At 46.3% G+C, this 14,322-nt stretch carries 14 protein-coding genes; 10 read left to right on the top strand and 4 right to left on the bottom strand.

Annotated elements, in window-relative coordinates; all coding sequences use genetic code 11:
• The first annotated feature begins 26 nt into the window (after window positions 1–26).
• The 3 genes from RH45_RS20320 (at window position 27) to RH45_RS20310 (ending at window position 4,655) form a co-directional block, all read left to right on the top strand.
• Complete coding sequence (locus RH45_RS20320) at window positions 27–3,176, top strand: EAL domain-containing protein (RefSeq protein ID WP_008080955.1); 3,150 nt, start codon at window positions 27–29, stop codon at window positions 3,174–3,176.
• A 49-nt stretch (window positions 3,177–3,225) separates the two neighbouring features.
• A complete protein-coding gene (locus RH45_RS20315) occupies window positions 3,226–4,005 on the top strand; it encodes a class I SAM-dependent methyltransferase (protein ID WP_008080953.1) in 780 nt (259 codons plus the stop codon).
• 101 nt (window positions 4,006–4,106) lie between these two features.
• The gene (locus tag RH45_RS20310; RefSeq protein WP_008080951.1) at window positions 4,107–4,655 is read left to right on the top strand and encodes a hypothetical protein; all 549 of its coding nucleotides are present in this window, start codon (window positions 4,107–4,109) and stop codon (window positions 4,653–4,655) included.
• Window positions 4,656–4,700: 45 nt separating this feature from the next.
• On the opposite strand, the gene RH45_RS20305 is transcribed toward RH45_RS20310, so the two are convergent.
• Together RH45_RS20305 and uspA are read right to left on the bottom strand one after the other, a co-directional pair.
• Window positions 4,701–5,579 (bottom strand): carboxylate/amino acid/amine transporter, encoded by an 879-nt coding sequence (locus tag RH45_RS20305; RefSeq protein ID WP_008080949.1) that lies wholly within the window; start codon window positions 5,577–5,579, stop codon window positions 4,701–4,703.
• A gap of 56 nt (window positions 5,580–5,635) precedes the next feature.
• On the bottom strand, window positions 5,636–6,061 hold the full coding sequence (uspA, locus tag RH45_RS20300) for a universal stress protein UspA (protein ID WP_008080947.1): 426 nt from the start codon (window positions 6,059–6,061) through the stop codon (window positions 5,636–5,638).
• 155 nt (window positions 6,062–6,216) lie between these two features.
• Here uspA and ftnA point away from each other — a divergent pair, with 155 nt between their 5' ends.
• The 3 genes from ftnA (at window position 6,217) to RH45_RS20285 (ending at window position 8,444) form a co-directional block, all read left to right on the top strand.
• Window positions 6,217–6,744 carry a non-heme ferritin gene (ftnA, locus tag RH45_RS20295; protein ID WP_008080945.1) on the top strand — a complete coding sequence of 176 codons (528 nt, stop codon included), beginning with the start codon at window positions 6,217–6,219 and terminating at the stop codon, window positions 6,742–6,744.
• 76 nt (window positions 6,745–6,820) lie between these two features.
• Window positions 6,821–7,144, top strand: coding sequence for a universal stress protein UspB (gene uspB, locus RH45_RS20290; RefSeq protein WP_008080943.1), 324 nt, complete (start codon window positions 6,821–6,823; stop codon window positions 7,142–7,144).
• 106 nt (window positions 7,145–7,250) lie between these two features.
• Entirely contained in the window at window positions 7,251–8,444 is a 1,194-nt protein-coding gene (locus RH45_RS20285) for a BaiN/RdsA family NAD(P)/FAD-dependent oxidoreductase (RefSeq protein WP_008080942.1), read from the top strand.
• 82 nt (window positions 8,445–8,526) lie between these two features.
• Here the strand turns inward: RH45_RS20285 and RH45_RS20280 are convergent, their stop codons facing one another.
• Window positions 8,527–9,003: a YHS domain-containing (seleno)protein gene (locus tag RH45_RS20280; protein ID WP_008080939.1), complete on the bottom strand. Its 477-nt coding sequence runs from the start codon at window positions 9,001–9,003 to the stop codon at window positions 8,527–8,529.
• 111 nt (window positions 9,004–9,114) lie between these two features.
• Here RH45_RS20280 and RH45_RS20275 point away from each other — a divergent pair, with 111 nt between their 5' ends.
• Window positions 9,115–9,939: an AraC family transcriptional regulator gene (locus RH45_RS20275; RefSeq protein WP_008080937.1), complete on the top strand. Its 825-nt coding sequence runs from the start codon at window positions 9,115–9,117 to the stop codon at window positions 9,937–9,939.
• Window positions 9,940–10,010: 71 nt separating this feature from the next.
• A complete protein-coding gene (locus RH45_RS20270) occupies window positions 10,011–10,835 on the top strand; it encodes an HDOD domain-containing protein (protein WP_008080934.1) in 825 nt (274 codons plus the stop codon).
• A 13-nt stretch (window positions 10,836–10,848) separates the two neighbouring features.
• Here RH45_RS20270 and RH45_RS20265 read toward each other — a convergent pair whose 3' ends face one another.
• Window positions 10,849–11,754, bottom strand: a complete 906-nt coding sequence (locus RH45_RS20265) for a DMT family transporter (protein WP_008080932.1) — start codon at window positions 11,752–11,754, stop codon at window positions 10,849–10,851.
• 167 nt (window positions 11,755–11,921) lie between these two features.
• On the opposite strand from RH45_RS20265, the gene rmuC reads away from it, so the two are divergent.
• Both rmuC and ubiE read left to right on the top strand, forming a co-directional pair.
• Entirely contained in the window at window positions 11,922–13,472 is a 1,551-nt protein-coding gene (gene rmuC / locus RH45_RS20260) for a DNA recombination protein RmuC (protein WP_008080930.1), read from the top strand.
• 57 nt (window positions 13,473–13,529) lie between these two features.
• Window positions 13,530–14,312, top strand: coding sequence for a bifunctional demethylmenaquinone methyltransferase/2-methoxy-6-polyprenyl-1,4-benzoquinol methylase UbiE (ubiE, locus tag RH45_RS20255; protein ID WP_008080928.1), 783 nt, complete (start codon window positions 13,530–13,532; stop codon window positions 14,310–14,312).
• Window positions 14,313–14,322: the final 10 nt, after the last annotated feature.

The following is a 14,322-nucleotide window of genomic DNA, read 5'->3' as shown; positions in this document are numbered from 1 at the left end:
TAATTTACTCATTGAGAACTATTTTAGTGCGTTTTTATCTGCTTCTTCTAGCTGTATTTTTCTCTTCTTTGTCTCATGCGAAAGATAATGACGTGCTTATCGTCCATTCCTACCACCACGGCTTTTTTTGGACCGATAGCTTTCAAGATGGTCTTGAAATTGCGCTGAAAGGCAAGGACGTGTCCACGCGAGTGGTTTATTTGGATGCGAAGCGCAATCAAAGCAAAGAGTTTCTCGATCAACTTTATGACCTGTATCAGACCAAATTTCAGCAAGAAACTTTCCGAGCGATCGTTGTCAGCGATAACACCGCGCTTAACTTAATGAATCGCCTTGGCGCTGAGCTAAAAGGCACCCCTGTTATTTTCGGTGGCATTAACAATTACCAACCAAGCCAGCATGATAAGTTGAAAGCCACTGGGGTGATTGAGGATATTGATCTCTACAGCAATATTTCTCTCATTGAACGACTACAGCCTGATTTTGGAACGGTTCACGTTGTTAGCGATAACTCCGTGACGGGAGAGGCTGTGCGCCAGCAAGTGATTAAGTTTCTTGGTCAGTATCCGAAATACCGCAGTAGGATTAACCAGTTGGTGCCAGACAGTGAAGCAGAGTTGATCCAGACTTTGAGTCAATTAGATTCTGGCGATGCCGTGTTGTTCTGGATTTACTATCGCAACAAGCAAGGCGAAGTGGTTGATGAGAATGCGCAGTGGAAGTTGCTCAATAGAACCTCGGCTGCACCACTCTATATGGTCCATGATCTTGGTTTAGGCTATGGCGCGGTTGGAGGCGTAATACAAAGTGGCTTGCTCCACGGCAAGCAGACAGGAGAAATATTGCTTGAAGTGCTCAACGATGTTGAGCAGCGTATGCCCAAAGTTAGAGTGGGTACGCCCGAAATCAAGCTAGACTACCAAGCAGTTCAACGCTGGGGCTTCACCGCAGAAGACGTTGCTAAGTCGATGTTCTTTAACCAACCGCAATCTTTTGCTGACCGCTACCAGCAAGAGCTTAAACTTGCGGGAAGCTTAGTGCTTATCTTACTGTTGATTATCCTTGCCTTGGTTTACTACATGAGCCGTTTGAAGCGCAGTGAGCAGTTAGCCACAGAGAGCCAGACCTTGATCGAGATGGTGTTTGACCAGAGCTACCACTATATCGGTGTCTTGGATGAGAAAGGCGGCATAACCTCGAGCAACAGCAAACTGCAGGAGCTTCTCTACAACCAAGATTTCACTCACGAACAGCCCATTTGGCGTCATCAATATTGGCAAAATGACGCCGTTGAGCACTTCAAACGTTTTTTTGCTGAGGAAGACTATGATGCGGTCGCACAGTTTGAAGCTGAGATATGGCATGCTGAACTGGGCGCTCTCGTTCTTGAGGTGTCACTCAAGCCCATCCCTTCTGGAATTGCTTCTGCACGTTACCTGTTAGAGGCCAGGGATATTACATCGCGCAAAATCACAGAGGAGCGTTTGTATCAGCGTGAAGCAAACCTGAGTCACTATTATGATCAACAACCTGTGATGATGGTAACGCTGGATGACCAAAACCGTATCCAACAAGTGAATCATTTTGCGGAGCAGCTTCTGGGGTATACGCCTGACCAAATACTGGGTCATCGCCTAAGAGAATTCTATCTGCATGAAGATGCGCTGATTCCAAGGCAGGTACTGCTTCAACCCAAACAGGTTATGAAAGGGGTTTGGCGTCGAGAAATTGAATATCGCCACGCGGATGGACGAGTCCTGTGGATACGAGAAAACATTCGACCTTTAGTGGAATCGGGCCATTTGTTGATCGTTGGCGAAGATATTACTGAGACTCACAAGCTATCCGAGCAACTCGCTTACCAAGCGCGCCACGATATGCTTACGGGGGCTTTTAGCCGCAACTATTTTGAAAAAGAGCTCGATAAAGCCTTGAAGGAAGTAGAGAGCTTCACTCGTACTCATGCCATGCTGTATCTCGACCTCGATCAGCTAAAGGTACTGAACGATACTGCAGGCCATGAGGCAGGCGATGCGGCGATTCAATTCTGCGCCAGCATGCTGGAAGAAGTGCTCCCTTACAACACTGTGTTAGCGAGAATGGGTGGGGATGAGTTTGCCATCTTACTCAAAGACTGTACTGAGTTTGATGCTAAGAAACTGGCAAAAATGATCATTGATACCCTCAGTGAGCAACCCTTCATTTGGGAAGACATTCGACTTAGCCTTAATTGTTCAATAGGGATTCGTCTAATTGACCATACCGCGTCGTCACCGCAAATGGTGCATGCTCAAGCGGATACCGCTTGTCACGTTGCCAAAGAGGAAGGGCGCAATCGATTCAGCTTATACTGCTTGGATGATAAAGAGTTGCGCCGTCGCGAGCAGGAAATGGAAAGCGTTAACTTGGTGCATAATGCATTAGCCAATCAACGAATCGAGCTGTTTGCTCAGCGAATTATCTCACTGGAAGATGATGAAGAAGGAATGCATTTTGAAATCCTAGTCCGGATTCGCAACGCTAAGGGGGAGTATATTTCTCCGGGCATTTTCATGCCTGCCTCTGAGCGCTACAACATTGCCCACCTGATTGATAAACAAGTCGTGAGCCAGACATTAGATTGGTTTGCCGATCACCCCGAGGCATTAGATAAGCTGAGCCAAGTGGCGATCAACTTGTCTGGTCACTCCATGGGCAACAAGGAGTTCACTCAATTCCTGCTTGCTCGATTGGAAGAGAGCCCAGTGCCTTGCAGTAAAGTCTGCTTGGAGATCACGGAAACCGCCGCAATGAGCAATATGAATCAAGCGATTGAGTTCTTCTCTCAACTTAAGAGTCTTGGCTGTGTTATCGCGTTGGACGATTTTGGCTCAGGCTTGTCCTCTTTTGGCTATTTGAAAAAACTGCCGGTGGATATCGTTAAGATTGATGGCATCTTCGTACGCGATATCGATGTGAACGAGATGGATCATTTAATGGTTCGCTCGATCAATGACCTCGCCAAACAGATGGGTAAACGAACCGTTGCTGAGTTTGTCGAAAACACGCGTATCATCGATCAATTGATGGAACTCGGAGTTGACTATGCTCAAGGTTACATTATCGGTAAACCTATGCCATTACAGCAGCTGGTCAGTGACTTGATGAGTGAGAACAAGGTTAGTACCAAACCTTAAAATCCATTACACTTGCGCCTGATGAATTCCCTGTGGTTTGGAGCCAACTGTGCAACTACAACTTATCTGTGAAACCCCCCAACAAAGTGAGCAGCTTGAGCGCATCGCAACGCGCTGGGGGCTAGAGCATTGCCAAGATAGTCTATTTGCTCTGGTTCTGACCGATGAACGCTTAGAGCTGAGAAAAATCGATGAACCGAAACTAGGTGCTATTTTTGTTGATCTGGTTGGCGGTGCCGTTGGTCACAGGCGTAAGTTTGGCGGCGGTAAGGGGCAAGCTATTGCTAAAGCCGCGGGTTTAAATAAAGGTGCGATACCGACGGTATTGGATGGCACGGCCGGGTTAGGGCGTGATGCGTTTGTGTTGGCATCTTTGGGTTGTAAAGTTCAGATGGTCGAGCGTCACCCTGTGGTTGCGGCTTTGCTGGATGATGGCTTAGCACGCGCGAAACAAGATCCTGAAATCGGTCCTTGGGTAGAGGAACGAATGTCTTTGATTCATGCCTCAAGTCATCGCGCTCTGCATGACTTGGCTCAAGACCCGGATTTCATCCAACCTGATGTTGTTTATCTCGATCCCATGTATCCCCACCCGGAGAACAAGAAAAAGAGTGCGTTAGTGAAAAAAGAAATGCGTGTTTTTCAGTCTCTTGTCGGGGCAGATACCGATGCTGATGACCTGTTAGAACCCGCGTTAGCCCTTGCAACTAAAAGGGTTGTCGTTAAACGCCCCGATTACGCTGACTGGCTAAATGGTCTGCGACCTGCCATGGCAATTGAAACGAAAAAAAACCGTTTTGATGTTTATGTTAATGCATCAATGAGTTAGCGACCTTCGTTGAAAAAGGGATAGATTTAGTGCTTGCTTAACGTCTGGCTTACAGGTATACCATAGTAAGAATTATTCGTATTCTTAGCTGGAGTGGTAACATGGCTAAACGTCTTTGTAAGATGAATCGTAAGCAAATTGCTGAAAACTTAGGGGAAATCCATCGATTAGTGGTTGAACCTAAATTTGTTTGTCGCTCTTGCGCGCGTTCTGCTTCATCGTCGTCGAATCTATGTAAGCCTGCCGCGATTCCACCTCAACAATGCCAAGACAAGCCGTTGGAGCAGCAAAGAAGCTGTGGTCTATTGGCTGAAGCCTTGCCGCCAGCAACAGAAAAATACGCCGAACAGAAGGCACAAGCGGTGCGTCGTGTCATTGACCGAGTAAAGCAAAAAGCTCAGCAAGAAGTGAAGCCTGCTCCGCTGGAAGTTCCAGCAAGCTTACTTGATGTGTCCGATAAGAAGGCGATTAAAAAAGCGAAAAAGGCATTGAAAAAGCAGTTTAAGCAACAGAAAAAACTGCTGAAGCTCGCCAAGAAGCAACATAAATTACTCAAGCAGCAAAAGAAACTTGAGGCGCGCCTAGAGTCTGTATCGCCATTGATTGTGCCAGAGTTACTCGATGTCCAGTCACAGTCGCACATGCACTAGCTTTTAAAAAAACGCTCTCCAACCGGAGAGCGTTTTTATTGGTGATTATGCCGCTTCATAGCTCTGGGCAACTTTCTTTTTCACCCAAGTTTCGTTAATCCACAAAGAGAGCAGAATAATACCGCCCCCCACGGCTAGCCGTCCAAGGTCAGCGTCTCGGTTCCAAATCAGAATATTAACGATAAGCCCAGCAGGAACCAAAGCGTTGTTCATAACGGCTAATGCACCTGCATTAACGAGGGTCGCACCTTTATTCCAGACAAAATACCCCACGCCAGACGCAATCAAACCAAGATAAATCAGAATGCCCCATTGTGTGCTGGTGGTCGGCAGCTTGTCTAAATTGCCCATCAAGGCGAACGCAGTGGTTGCGACACACAGGGCACCTAAATAGAAGTAACCAAAGACGGTATGCTGAGGTAATTCAACAGGCGTGCTCTCCATGATGTATTTGTAACCGACTTGGCCAATGGCAAAACAGATATTGGCACCTTGTACAACCAAGAAGCCAATAAGGAAGTTCTCATTGATTCCTGCAAACTTGATAAACGCCGCTCCCGCAACGGCAATGGCTGCTGTGACTAAGTACCAAGGTGAGAAGCGCCCCTTGAGAAAATCGTAAATCAAGGTGACATAGATAGGGGTGAAAACGGTAAACAGTAATACTTCAGGAACGGAGAGTAACAAGAAAGATTGGTAATAGAAGCAGTACATCAAGCCTAACTGGAAACCACCGACGGTCATCAGCTTCATAATTAGGCTTTTATCCACGCCTTTGAACTTTAAGAATGGAATAAACACCAAGCTAGCCAATGCCACGCGCATCAGCACAGAAAACCAAGAATCTACCTGACCGGCGAGGTAGACGCCAATCAAGCTAAATGAGAACGCCCAAAGAAGCGTAACTGCAGAGAGATAACCCATAACTAATACTCATTATCAAAAAGTGCTCTGCAGTTTAGCTGAATTTGAGTGACTGATCAGTCTTTAAGTGGCACGACCAACATGTCTACTGGAGAGCAGTTAATCAACTGACGCGTTGAAGAGAGCAGCTTACTCCAAAAATCTTGATGATGGCCACATACCACCAGGTCGATGCTGAACTCTTGGATGGTATCGCACAGCTCGTTACCCAGATCACCACTGCCAACCAAAGTATGTTTGATTGGGTAATTGGCGTGCTCAGCAAACTCCTGTAACTGGCTTTGAGAGGCTTGAATTGCTTGATGTTGAGTCTCTGCAAGATTGATGTCGATTAACCCAGTGTACAGTTCAGCATAATTCACATCGATATGAACAAATGACACGGCAGCTTCGAGTGGTTTAGCCAGTGCGACGGCTTTTTCGATCAAAAGTTTACTGTCTTCAGAAAGATCAACCGCAACTAAAATGTGTTGATAACTCATAGTGCTATCTCCTTTATGTGTCTGATTACAGATTAGCACCCTAGATCGATTAATTGTGTTGTAGTGATCTCAGATCCACATTCATACGTCAAAGTGTTATGGTAGTGCTGATGATATAGTCACTTTATAGTTCATAGACTTAGTAGGAGAGGTAAATGCTTTCACAAGCAATGGTTGAACAATTGAATGAGCAAATTAATCTCGAATTTTTCTCATCCAATCTATACTTACAAATGAGTGCTTGGTGTGAAGACAAAGGTTTTGAAGGTGCAGCTGAATTTTTACGTGCTCACGCCGTAGAAGAAATGGAGCATATGCAGCGCCTCTTCACATACGTAAGCGAAACGGGTGCTATGCCAATTTTAGGTGCAATTGAAGCGCCTAAGCATGAGTTTAATAGCCTTGGTGAAGTATTCCGTGAAACATACGAGCATGAGCAGATGATTACGCAAAAAATCAATAAGCTTGCTCACGTGGCGTTTACGTCTCAAGACTACTCTACTTTCAACTTCTTGCAGTGGTACGTTGCTGAACAGCACGAGGAAGAGAAGTTATTTAAAGGGATTTTAGATAAGCTAGAATTAGTGGGTGAAGATGGCAAAGCGCTATTCTTTATCGACAAAGATCTAGCGGCTCTAGCGAAAGAAGGTTCATCTTCTATCATGGACGCCCCTGCTGAATAACCTTCAGCGAAAGACTCTCTAAGTAATAGATCGTCTTTTTCTTCTGGGCATCCTTTGAAGATGTAGGGAGGAAAAGATGATCAATGCTGACACCATTCTATTCACGCTAATGCTCGTTACGCTTGTTAATATGGCAAGATACCTGACCGCGTTACGTTCTCTCATCTATATCATGCGTGAAGCCCACCCTTTGCTTTATCAACAAGTTGACGGTAATGGCTTTTTTACCACCCATGGTAATGTCACTAAACAGGTTCGCTTATTCCATTACTTGAAAAGCAGAGAATACCATCACCATCATGATGAAATCTTTACCGGTAAGTGCGAGCGGGTAAGAGAGCTGTTCATTCTCTCGACTTCTTTATTGGGTGTTACGCTGCTAGCTGCATTTATTCTCTGACTTGGCGATTTGGCAAGCTGCGACATTACCGTTAGAATAGCGCTGTTATTTGCGAAGGATGTGTATTATGCACATCCTTTTTTATTGGCTGGAATGAGTAGTTGTCATGGCGGAAAAGTTCGACGTAGTCATCATTGGAGCAGGGGCTGCAGGGTTAATGTGTGCAGCGGAAGCCGGTAAACGCGGGCGTAAAGTGTTGCTTCTCGATCATGCCAAAAAGCCAGGTCGAAAAATTTTGATCGCTGGTGGCGGTCGCTGTAACTTCACCAACTACGATGTCAGCGCCAAAAACTTCCTGTGTCGTAACCCTCACTTCGTCAAATCAGCGCTGGCTCAATACAGTAATTGGGATTTTATCTCGATGATCTATCAACACGGTATTGAGTTTGAAGAGCGCGACCATGGCCAGTTGTTCTGCGTGGGAGACTATGACTCCAAGGATATCGTCAAGATGTTGTTGGCTGAATGCGATCTTCCTACGGTAGAGCAGCGTTATCGCCAAGATATCCACCATGTCGAGCAGACGGATTCAGGCTTTGAATTGCACGCCAATACCAATGTTATCCATTGCGAGTCTTTGGTCGTCGCAACGGGTGGGTTGTCGATGCCTAAGCTTGGCGCGACCCCTTTTGGCTATAAAATCGCTGAGCAGTTTGAGCTGGATATTGTGCCAACCACGGCAGGGTTAGTACCATTCACGCTGCACAAAGAAGACAAAGAAGATTTTGCAGAGCTTTCTGGTATCGCAATTCCAGTCGAGATTACAGCGGCAAACCAAAAGGTATTCAAAGAAGCCTTGCTGTTTACCCATCGAGGTTTGTCTGGGCCATCGGTACTGCAAATTTCCTCTTATTGGCAACCGGGTGAGAAGGTGACCATTAATCTTGTCCCAGATGTCGATGTAGAGCAGTTGTTGCGCCAGAATTTAGAAAAGCATCCTAATCAAAGCCTGAAGAACACGCTGGCTAAAGTTCTGCCTAAGCGGCTTGTCGAAGTCTTGGTTGAGCGCAAGGAGTTGGAAGACAAACCACTCAAACAGTTCAATGCTAAGCAGCTAGAACACATTTCGACTTTGCTAGAAAACTGGCAAATTACCCCAAACGGCACTGAAGGATACCGCACTGCGGAAGTGACACTGGGTGGCGTCAATACCGATCATATTTCGTCAAAGACCATGGAGTGTAAATCCGTTAAAGGTTTGTATTTCATAGGCGAAGTCATGGATGTAACAGGTTGGCTAGGTGGCTACAACTTCCAATGGTGTTGGAGCTCTGGTTACGTTGCGGGCCAGTGGGCTTAGCCAGATAGCAGATAAAAAAGCGGAAGAGGGAGAGCTCTTCCGTTTTCCAATTTGGGAGAAAAAAGCAGAAAGGGTTAGTGGACTACAGTTTGTCTGCGGCCACAGGTTTAATGGTGGTCCAATTGCTGTTTGCATCTTGGATAAATCCTGCCGTATCTTCTAGCCAGCGCTTCTGCACGGTTTTATCCAGATTGAGATACAGCTTTCCGTCCTCAATTTTCCAAGCGTGCGGGTCGGTATCAAACTTTTTACCCATTGCCACCCCAAAGGCACAATAACCTCCGTATTGCGGCGCGTAAGCTTGCGGGTTAGCTTTGAATTGATCGCGATTAGCGCTGCTAGAAAAGTGATAAATAGCATTGTTGTATGTCGCGGTATATTGCGGGTTGCCTTGCACCGCACCTTTATCAGTAAAGTACGCCACGGGATCATAGCCTTTAATCGCCAAGTCATTGGCATCGACACTCATACCCACATCCGCTGCCAGTAGTGAAAAACTGGTGCCGAGTAATGCGGCCATTAAGCTGAGTTTTTTACCTGTTGTTGTAAAGCGAGCCATAACACACTCCTTGTCTGTGTTTGTTTACCTTGTATGAAATAAATTAGCGGACTCACCCGGTCTATTGGGGGACTAAAAGCCAAAAAAGTAGGCGAATCGTTCGGAGGTAATATGGATCTGCTGTCTCAACTGATGGAGCACTGTTCCATTCGTACTGGTGTTTTTTATTCGGGGCACTTGTGCGGTATTTCTTCATTTAAAGAAGGCGCGCAAAGCCAAGGTCACCTTCATGTCCTTAATTCCGGCCAGCTTAACCTTGTGAGCTCTTATCACGCTGAGCGTACATTAACTGAGCCTTGCATTGTCTACCTACCTCATAGCTTGCCTCATGCCATAGAAGGCGTCGGAGAAGGGGCAGAGTTGGTGTGTGCTAATGTGGAGTATCGAGCGGGGCAGATGAATCCGTTGTTGTCTGCACTTCCACCAGTGATCGTGATTCCTTTTGCTAAAGAGCCCAACTTGATGCCTGTTATCGACATGTTGTTTAACGAATCGCATCGCTCCTCCGCTGGGCAGCAATTTATGATGGATAAGCTCAGTGACAGCCTAATGACTTTGATCTTCCGTTATTTGATCGAGCAGCAAGCGATAGAACGTGGATTGTTTTCTGCACTAGCACACCCTCGTTTATCTGCAGTCGTGAGTGCGATTCATCAGCTTCCTGCGCGTCATTTCCAGATAGCGGAGATGGCGTCCATTGCGGCGATGTCGCGAACCCAGTTTATGGAGACGTTTAAGCGTGAAGTCGGCGAAACTCCGGGTGATTACGTGCAAAAGTGGCGTGTATCGGTCGCGCAGTCGCTGTTACTACAAAACAAACCGCTCAATTGGGTGGCCGATGCAGTGGGCTATAGCAGTTACTCTGGTTTTGCGCGTGCATTCCAACATGTTTCAGGTCAATCGCCGCGGCAGTGGCTAAAGTCACGTAGTTGTTAGATAAGCCGTTATTGATCTCTGGCTCAATTTCTGTCCTATAGTAAATGGGAAGAGAGTGGAAGGAGTAACGTATGAGCTATCAAGCGCTGATTTCAAGAATTAATGAGCTACCGAGAATAGAGAGCGTACTGCAAGAATTGCTTGAGATGGTTAACCAAGAGCAAATTGATTTTGGTGAATTGGCAAAAAAAATGGCGATGGATCAGGTGCTACTGGCGCGAGTTCTGAGAATGGCCAATTCAGCGCAATTTGGTGGCATTAAAGGGATATCTAACATCAATGATGCCATTGTTCGTATCGGGGTTGGTGCGATCCGTAACCTTATTTCCTCTTCCATTCTTGCCACGACATTCCCTAAATTAGAAACCCTCAATATCAAAGATTATTGGGCCGGAACGTTTGAAGTCGCGACCATCGCAAGTACGATCGCCAAAGACATAAAACTCGATCCAAATGAGGCCTTTACGACTGGGATCTTGCATAACATCGGCGAGTTAATGATTCACAGCTTGGAGCCAGAAAAGGCACTAGATATTCAGCAAAGGGTGCTTGCGGGAGAGAATGCGCTTCATGTTCAGCAGGAAGTGCTTGGTACCGATGCGCAAGCGCTTGGCGCAGTGTTGGCGGAAAGCTGGAAGTTTCCCAATGAGTTGGTCGATGCAATAGCCAACGTCAATCACCCAGCGAAAGCGGTTGAATCTAAACGTCTGGCCTGCTTGCTGTATCTCGCCCGTGACATCAATCATCACTGGGACAATATGTTGGACGAGCAAGAGAAATACGCTTACCTCGCGTCGAGTAAAGCAGCGTTGGCACTGCATGTCTCCCCTGAGTTAGCCAGTAAAATCGATCAGGTGCGTGGTCAGGGGAGTGAGATGGCTTATCAACTATTCTAATGTTAACAAGTCGTTACTTGACGCTTGGGGCAAGATCTTTTTTGCCAAACTTGATCTGTTGGATCACTAAGCCGCCAATTATCAGCACCAACCCCATTAACGTAGATGGATGAATTTCCTCACCCAAAACGCTAGCCAGTAGAGCCAGTGAGATAAAAGGGGAAGCAAAAATGAGGTTACTGATCCGTGCGGTATTTTGAGTTAGTTTGAGTGCGCTGAGCCAAAGGACAAACGTTACGCCCATCTCAAATAGGCCGACATAAGAGACGGCTAACCAACCTTGCAGCGAAATTCCACTCCATGTCGCTCCTTCATGTAAGCTCAATGCGATGGCGCAAGGAATGGCAACTAGGAAGCCAAGCAGCACACCGACAATAGGGTCGGCTTTATTTTTAGTATTCAGGATCCAGTAGCTGGCCCAGAGCAGTGTGGAAAGTAACGCCAATCCGACCCCTAATGGGCTGGCAAAGTTTAATCCTAAGATGTCTCCTTGAGTGGCAATCACTATCACACCGACATAGCTCAGACAGCATGCGATCCAATCTTGTCCGCGTATGCGTTGCCCGAGAAAAACAGCGGCCATCAAAGTTAGCGTAATCGCCCAACTGTAGTTAATCGCCTGTGCCTGAGAAGCGGGTAATAGATCGTATGCTTTGAACAGAATGACATAGTAAGCCAATGGGTTAATTAGCCCGAGCAGTATGTAGTACCAAGGGTTGGCGAGGAAGGTGTCTTTTAACGTCGATAGCTTACCTTGCAATGCACAGATACACGTCAACGCGATTGCTGAAACCACACTGGCTACGGTCAGCATTTGAATCGGTGTAAATTCAGCCAGAGTTAATTTGAAGGCGGTAGCCACAGTAGACCACAACAGGACAGCCGAAAGGCCAAACCCTAACGCACGACGCTCGTTCATGATGCTCCTTGAGTAAAACCAAAGGCTTACAAGCCTCGTTTTTATTTGATGGGATAGAATACGGTTGGCATAGTCTAGCTGCTCGATATCTAGCCTACAAACTGGACATTTATCCAGTGCTAAAATACCATTGAATCAAGACTGATATAACGAGCTAACCCTTTACTATGCAATGGATTCTAGATAATCAGAATTTACTTTTTACCGCGCTTGGCAGTGCCGCAATAAGTGGTGTTGCCGTTGGCTGGTGGATTAAGCAAAAAATGCAGTTTCACCAACAATTACTGCAACAGCAATTAGAGTCCAACCAGCAGCTGACTTCTCAGCAAATCAATCAACTGCAAAAAGAGCTGCTAGAAAGTCAGCAAGAACTAGATGAACTGGATAGTGAGCGAGATAAAGCCGCGTATGAGCTGAAACAAGCGCATGGCAAGTTGATGGCCGTGCTGGAGAAGCTACGCTACTTCGAAGCCGTGAAGCAAGAGCGCCAGCAATATGCTGAAGATCTGAACGTCATCCGTGAGCAGAAGTCTCAACTGGAAGGCAAGTTGCGTGAGCAAGAAGCGCGACATGAACAAGAAAACAAAGCAAACCAAGAAAAACTGCAGCTGCTGGAGCAAGCGGAAGAACGTTTGAAGCAACAATTTGAACACCTCGCCAACCAACTGTTTGAAGCCAAAACGGCGAAAGTGGACCAGCAAAATAAACAAAGCCTTGAAGGCCTACTTAGCCCGCTTAAAGAGCAGTTGGAAGGCTTTAAACGTCAAGTGAACGACAGCTTCAATCTAGAGGCCAAAGAACGACACACTTTAGTGCATGAGCTGAAAAACCTTCAACGCCTAAATGAACATATGACGCGAGAAGCCGTTAATCTCACTCAGGCGTTAAAAGGTGATAACAAGCAGCAGGGTAACTGGGGAGAAGTGGTTTTAGCGAGAGTATTGGCTGAGTCGGGTTTACGTGAAGGTCATGAATATCAAACTCAAGTGAGCTTACAAAATGAAGCTGGCAAACGTTACCAACCTGACGTGATTGTTCACTTACCGCAAGACAAACAAGTGGTGGTCGATTCTAAAATGGCACTAGTGGCGTACGAACGTTACTTTAATGCACAAACCGACACCCAGCGAGAGCAAGCACTAAGTGACCACTTACTTGCACTAAGGGCTCACATTAAAGGGCTATCTAACAAGGATTACCATCAGTTAAAAGGCATTCAAAGCCTAGATTACGTACTGATGTTCATCCCTGTGGAACCTGCATTCCAAGTGGCCATTCAAGCTGACCCTAGCTTAGTCAAAGATGCGATGGAGCAGAATATCATTTTAGTCAGCCCGACGACGTTACTGGTCGCCTTAAGAACTATCGATAATTTGTGGCGCAATGAAAGACAAAACCAGAACGCTCAGATTATTGCCGAACGCGCAAGTAAGCTGTACGACAAGTTACGTTTGTTTGTCGATGATATGGAGACGTTGGGGGGAGCACTGGATAAAGCCAATCAAAATTACCAAGGGGCGATGAACAAGCTAGCAACGGGACGTGGCAACGTGATTCGTCAAGCTGAAAGCTTTAAACAGCTTGGCGTTGAAGTGAAACGGCCAATCTCGAGTCATTTAGCCCAAATGGCGCAATACGATGGCCTCACAGAAAATCATCCAGTGAGTGAAAATGAGGCTAACGCGGAAAGACATCCGTCTGAGGATAAAGTAAACTAATCGCCCGCAGTGCTCCGGTCGTAGTTATTAACAGGCGCTGCTCGAAGAGGAACCATCATGACGGATACAAGCGTGCAACCAAATACAGCTTTAGAATCAAGTGAAACTACCCATTTTGGTTTCACTACGGTAGCAAAAGAACAGAAAGTTGAAAAAGTGGCAGAGGTTTTTCACTCTGTTGCTGCGAAATACGACATCATGAACGACTTAATGTCGGGTGGTGTACATCGTCTTTGGAAGCGCTTTACCATTGATTGTAGTGGCGTACGTCCTGGTCAACGCGTACTTGATCTTGGTGGTGGTACGGGGGATTTAACGGCTAAGTTCTCTCGTATTGTCGGTGAAAAAGGACACGTTATTCTTGCGGACATCAATAACTCCATGCTTAACGTGGGCCGAGATAAACTGCGTGATAGTGGCATCGTTGGTAACGTGCATTATGTTCAGGCGAACGCAGAAGAGTTGCCGTTTCCAGATGATTACTTTGACGCGATTACCATCAGTTTCTGTCTACGTAACGTGACTGACAAAGACAAAGCGCTGCGTTCTATGTATCGGGTACTCAAACCAGGCGGTCGATTGCTAGTACTCGAGTTCTCAAAACCGATACTAGAGCCACTATCTAAAATCTACGATGCTTATTCCTTCCATTTACTTCCCAAAATGGGTGAATTGGTGGCGAATGACGCAGAAAGTTACCGCTATCTTGCAGAATCGATCCGTATGCACCCGGATCAGGAAACGCTGAAAGGCATGATGGATAACGCTGGCTTTGATAGCACCAGTTACTACAACCTGACAGGCGGAATAGTCGCGCTACATCGCGGCTACAAATTCTAAAGGTGCTTAC

Source organism: Vibrio sinaloensis DSM 21326, assembly GCF_000189275.1.
GTDB lineage: Bacteria > Pseudomonadota > Gammaproteobacteria > Enterobacterales > Vibrionaceae > Vibrio > Vibrio sinaloensis.
This window is presented reverse-complemented; position numbering and strand designations above follow the sequence as displayed.

Coding starts and splice junctions, on each gene's coding strand:
- RH45_RS20310 (WP_008080951.1), top strand. CDS start 4,107: ATGGCTAAACGTCTTTGTAAGATGAATCGTAAGCAAATTGCTGAAAAC.
- RH45_RS20305 (WP_008080949.1), bottom strand. CDS start 5,579: ATGGGTTATCTCTCTGCAGTTACGCTTCTTTGGGCGTTCTCATTTAGC.
- uspA (WP_008080947.1), bottom strand. CDS start 6,061: ATGAGTTATCAACACATTTTAGTTGCGGTTGATCTTTCTGAAGACAGT.
- ftnA (WP_008080945.1), top strand. CDS start 6,217: ATGCTTTCACAAGCAATGGTTGAACAATTGAATGAGCAAATTAATCTC.
- uspB (WP_008080943.1), top strand. CDS start 6,821: ATGATCAATGCTGACACCATTCTATTCACGCTAATGCTCGTTACGCTT.
- RH45_RS20285 (WP_008080942.1), top strand. CDS start 7,251: ATGGCGGAAAAGTTCGACGTAGTCATCATTGGAGCAGGGGCTGCAGGG.
- RH45_RS20280 (WP_008080939.1), bottom strand. CDS start 9,003: ATGGCTCGCTTTACAACAACAGGTAAAAAACTCAGCTTAATGGCCGCA.
- RH45_RS20275 (WP_008080937.1), top strand. CDS start 9,115: ATGGATCTGCTGTCTCAACTGATGGAGCACTGTTCCATTCGTACTGGT.
- RH45_RS20270 (WP_008080934.1), top strand. CDS start 10,011: ATGAGCTATCAAGCGCTGATTTCAAGAATTAATGAGCTACCGAGAATA.
- RH45_RS20265 (WP_008080932.1), bottom strand. CDS start 11,754: ATGAACGAGCGTCGTGCGTTAGGGTTTGGCCTTTCGGCTGTCCTGTTG.
- rmuC (WP_008080930.1), top strand. CDS start 11,922: ATGCAATGGATTCTAGATAATCAGAATTTACTTTTTACCGCGCTTGGC.
- ubiE (WP_008080928.1), top strand. CDS start 13,530: ATGACGGATACAAGCGTGCAACCAAATACAGCTTTAGAATCAAGTGAA.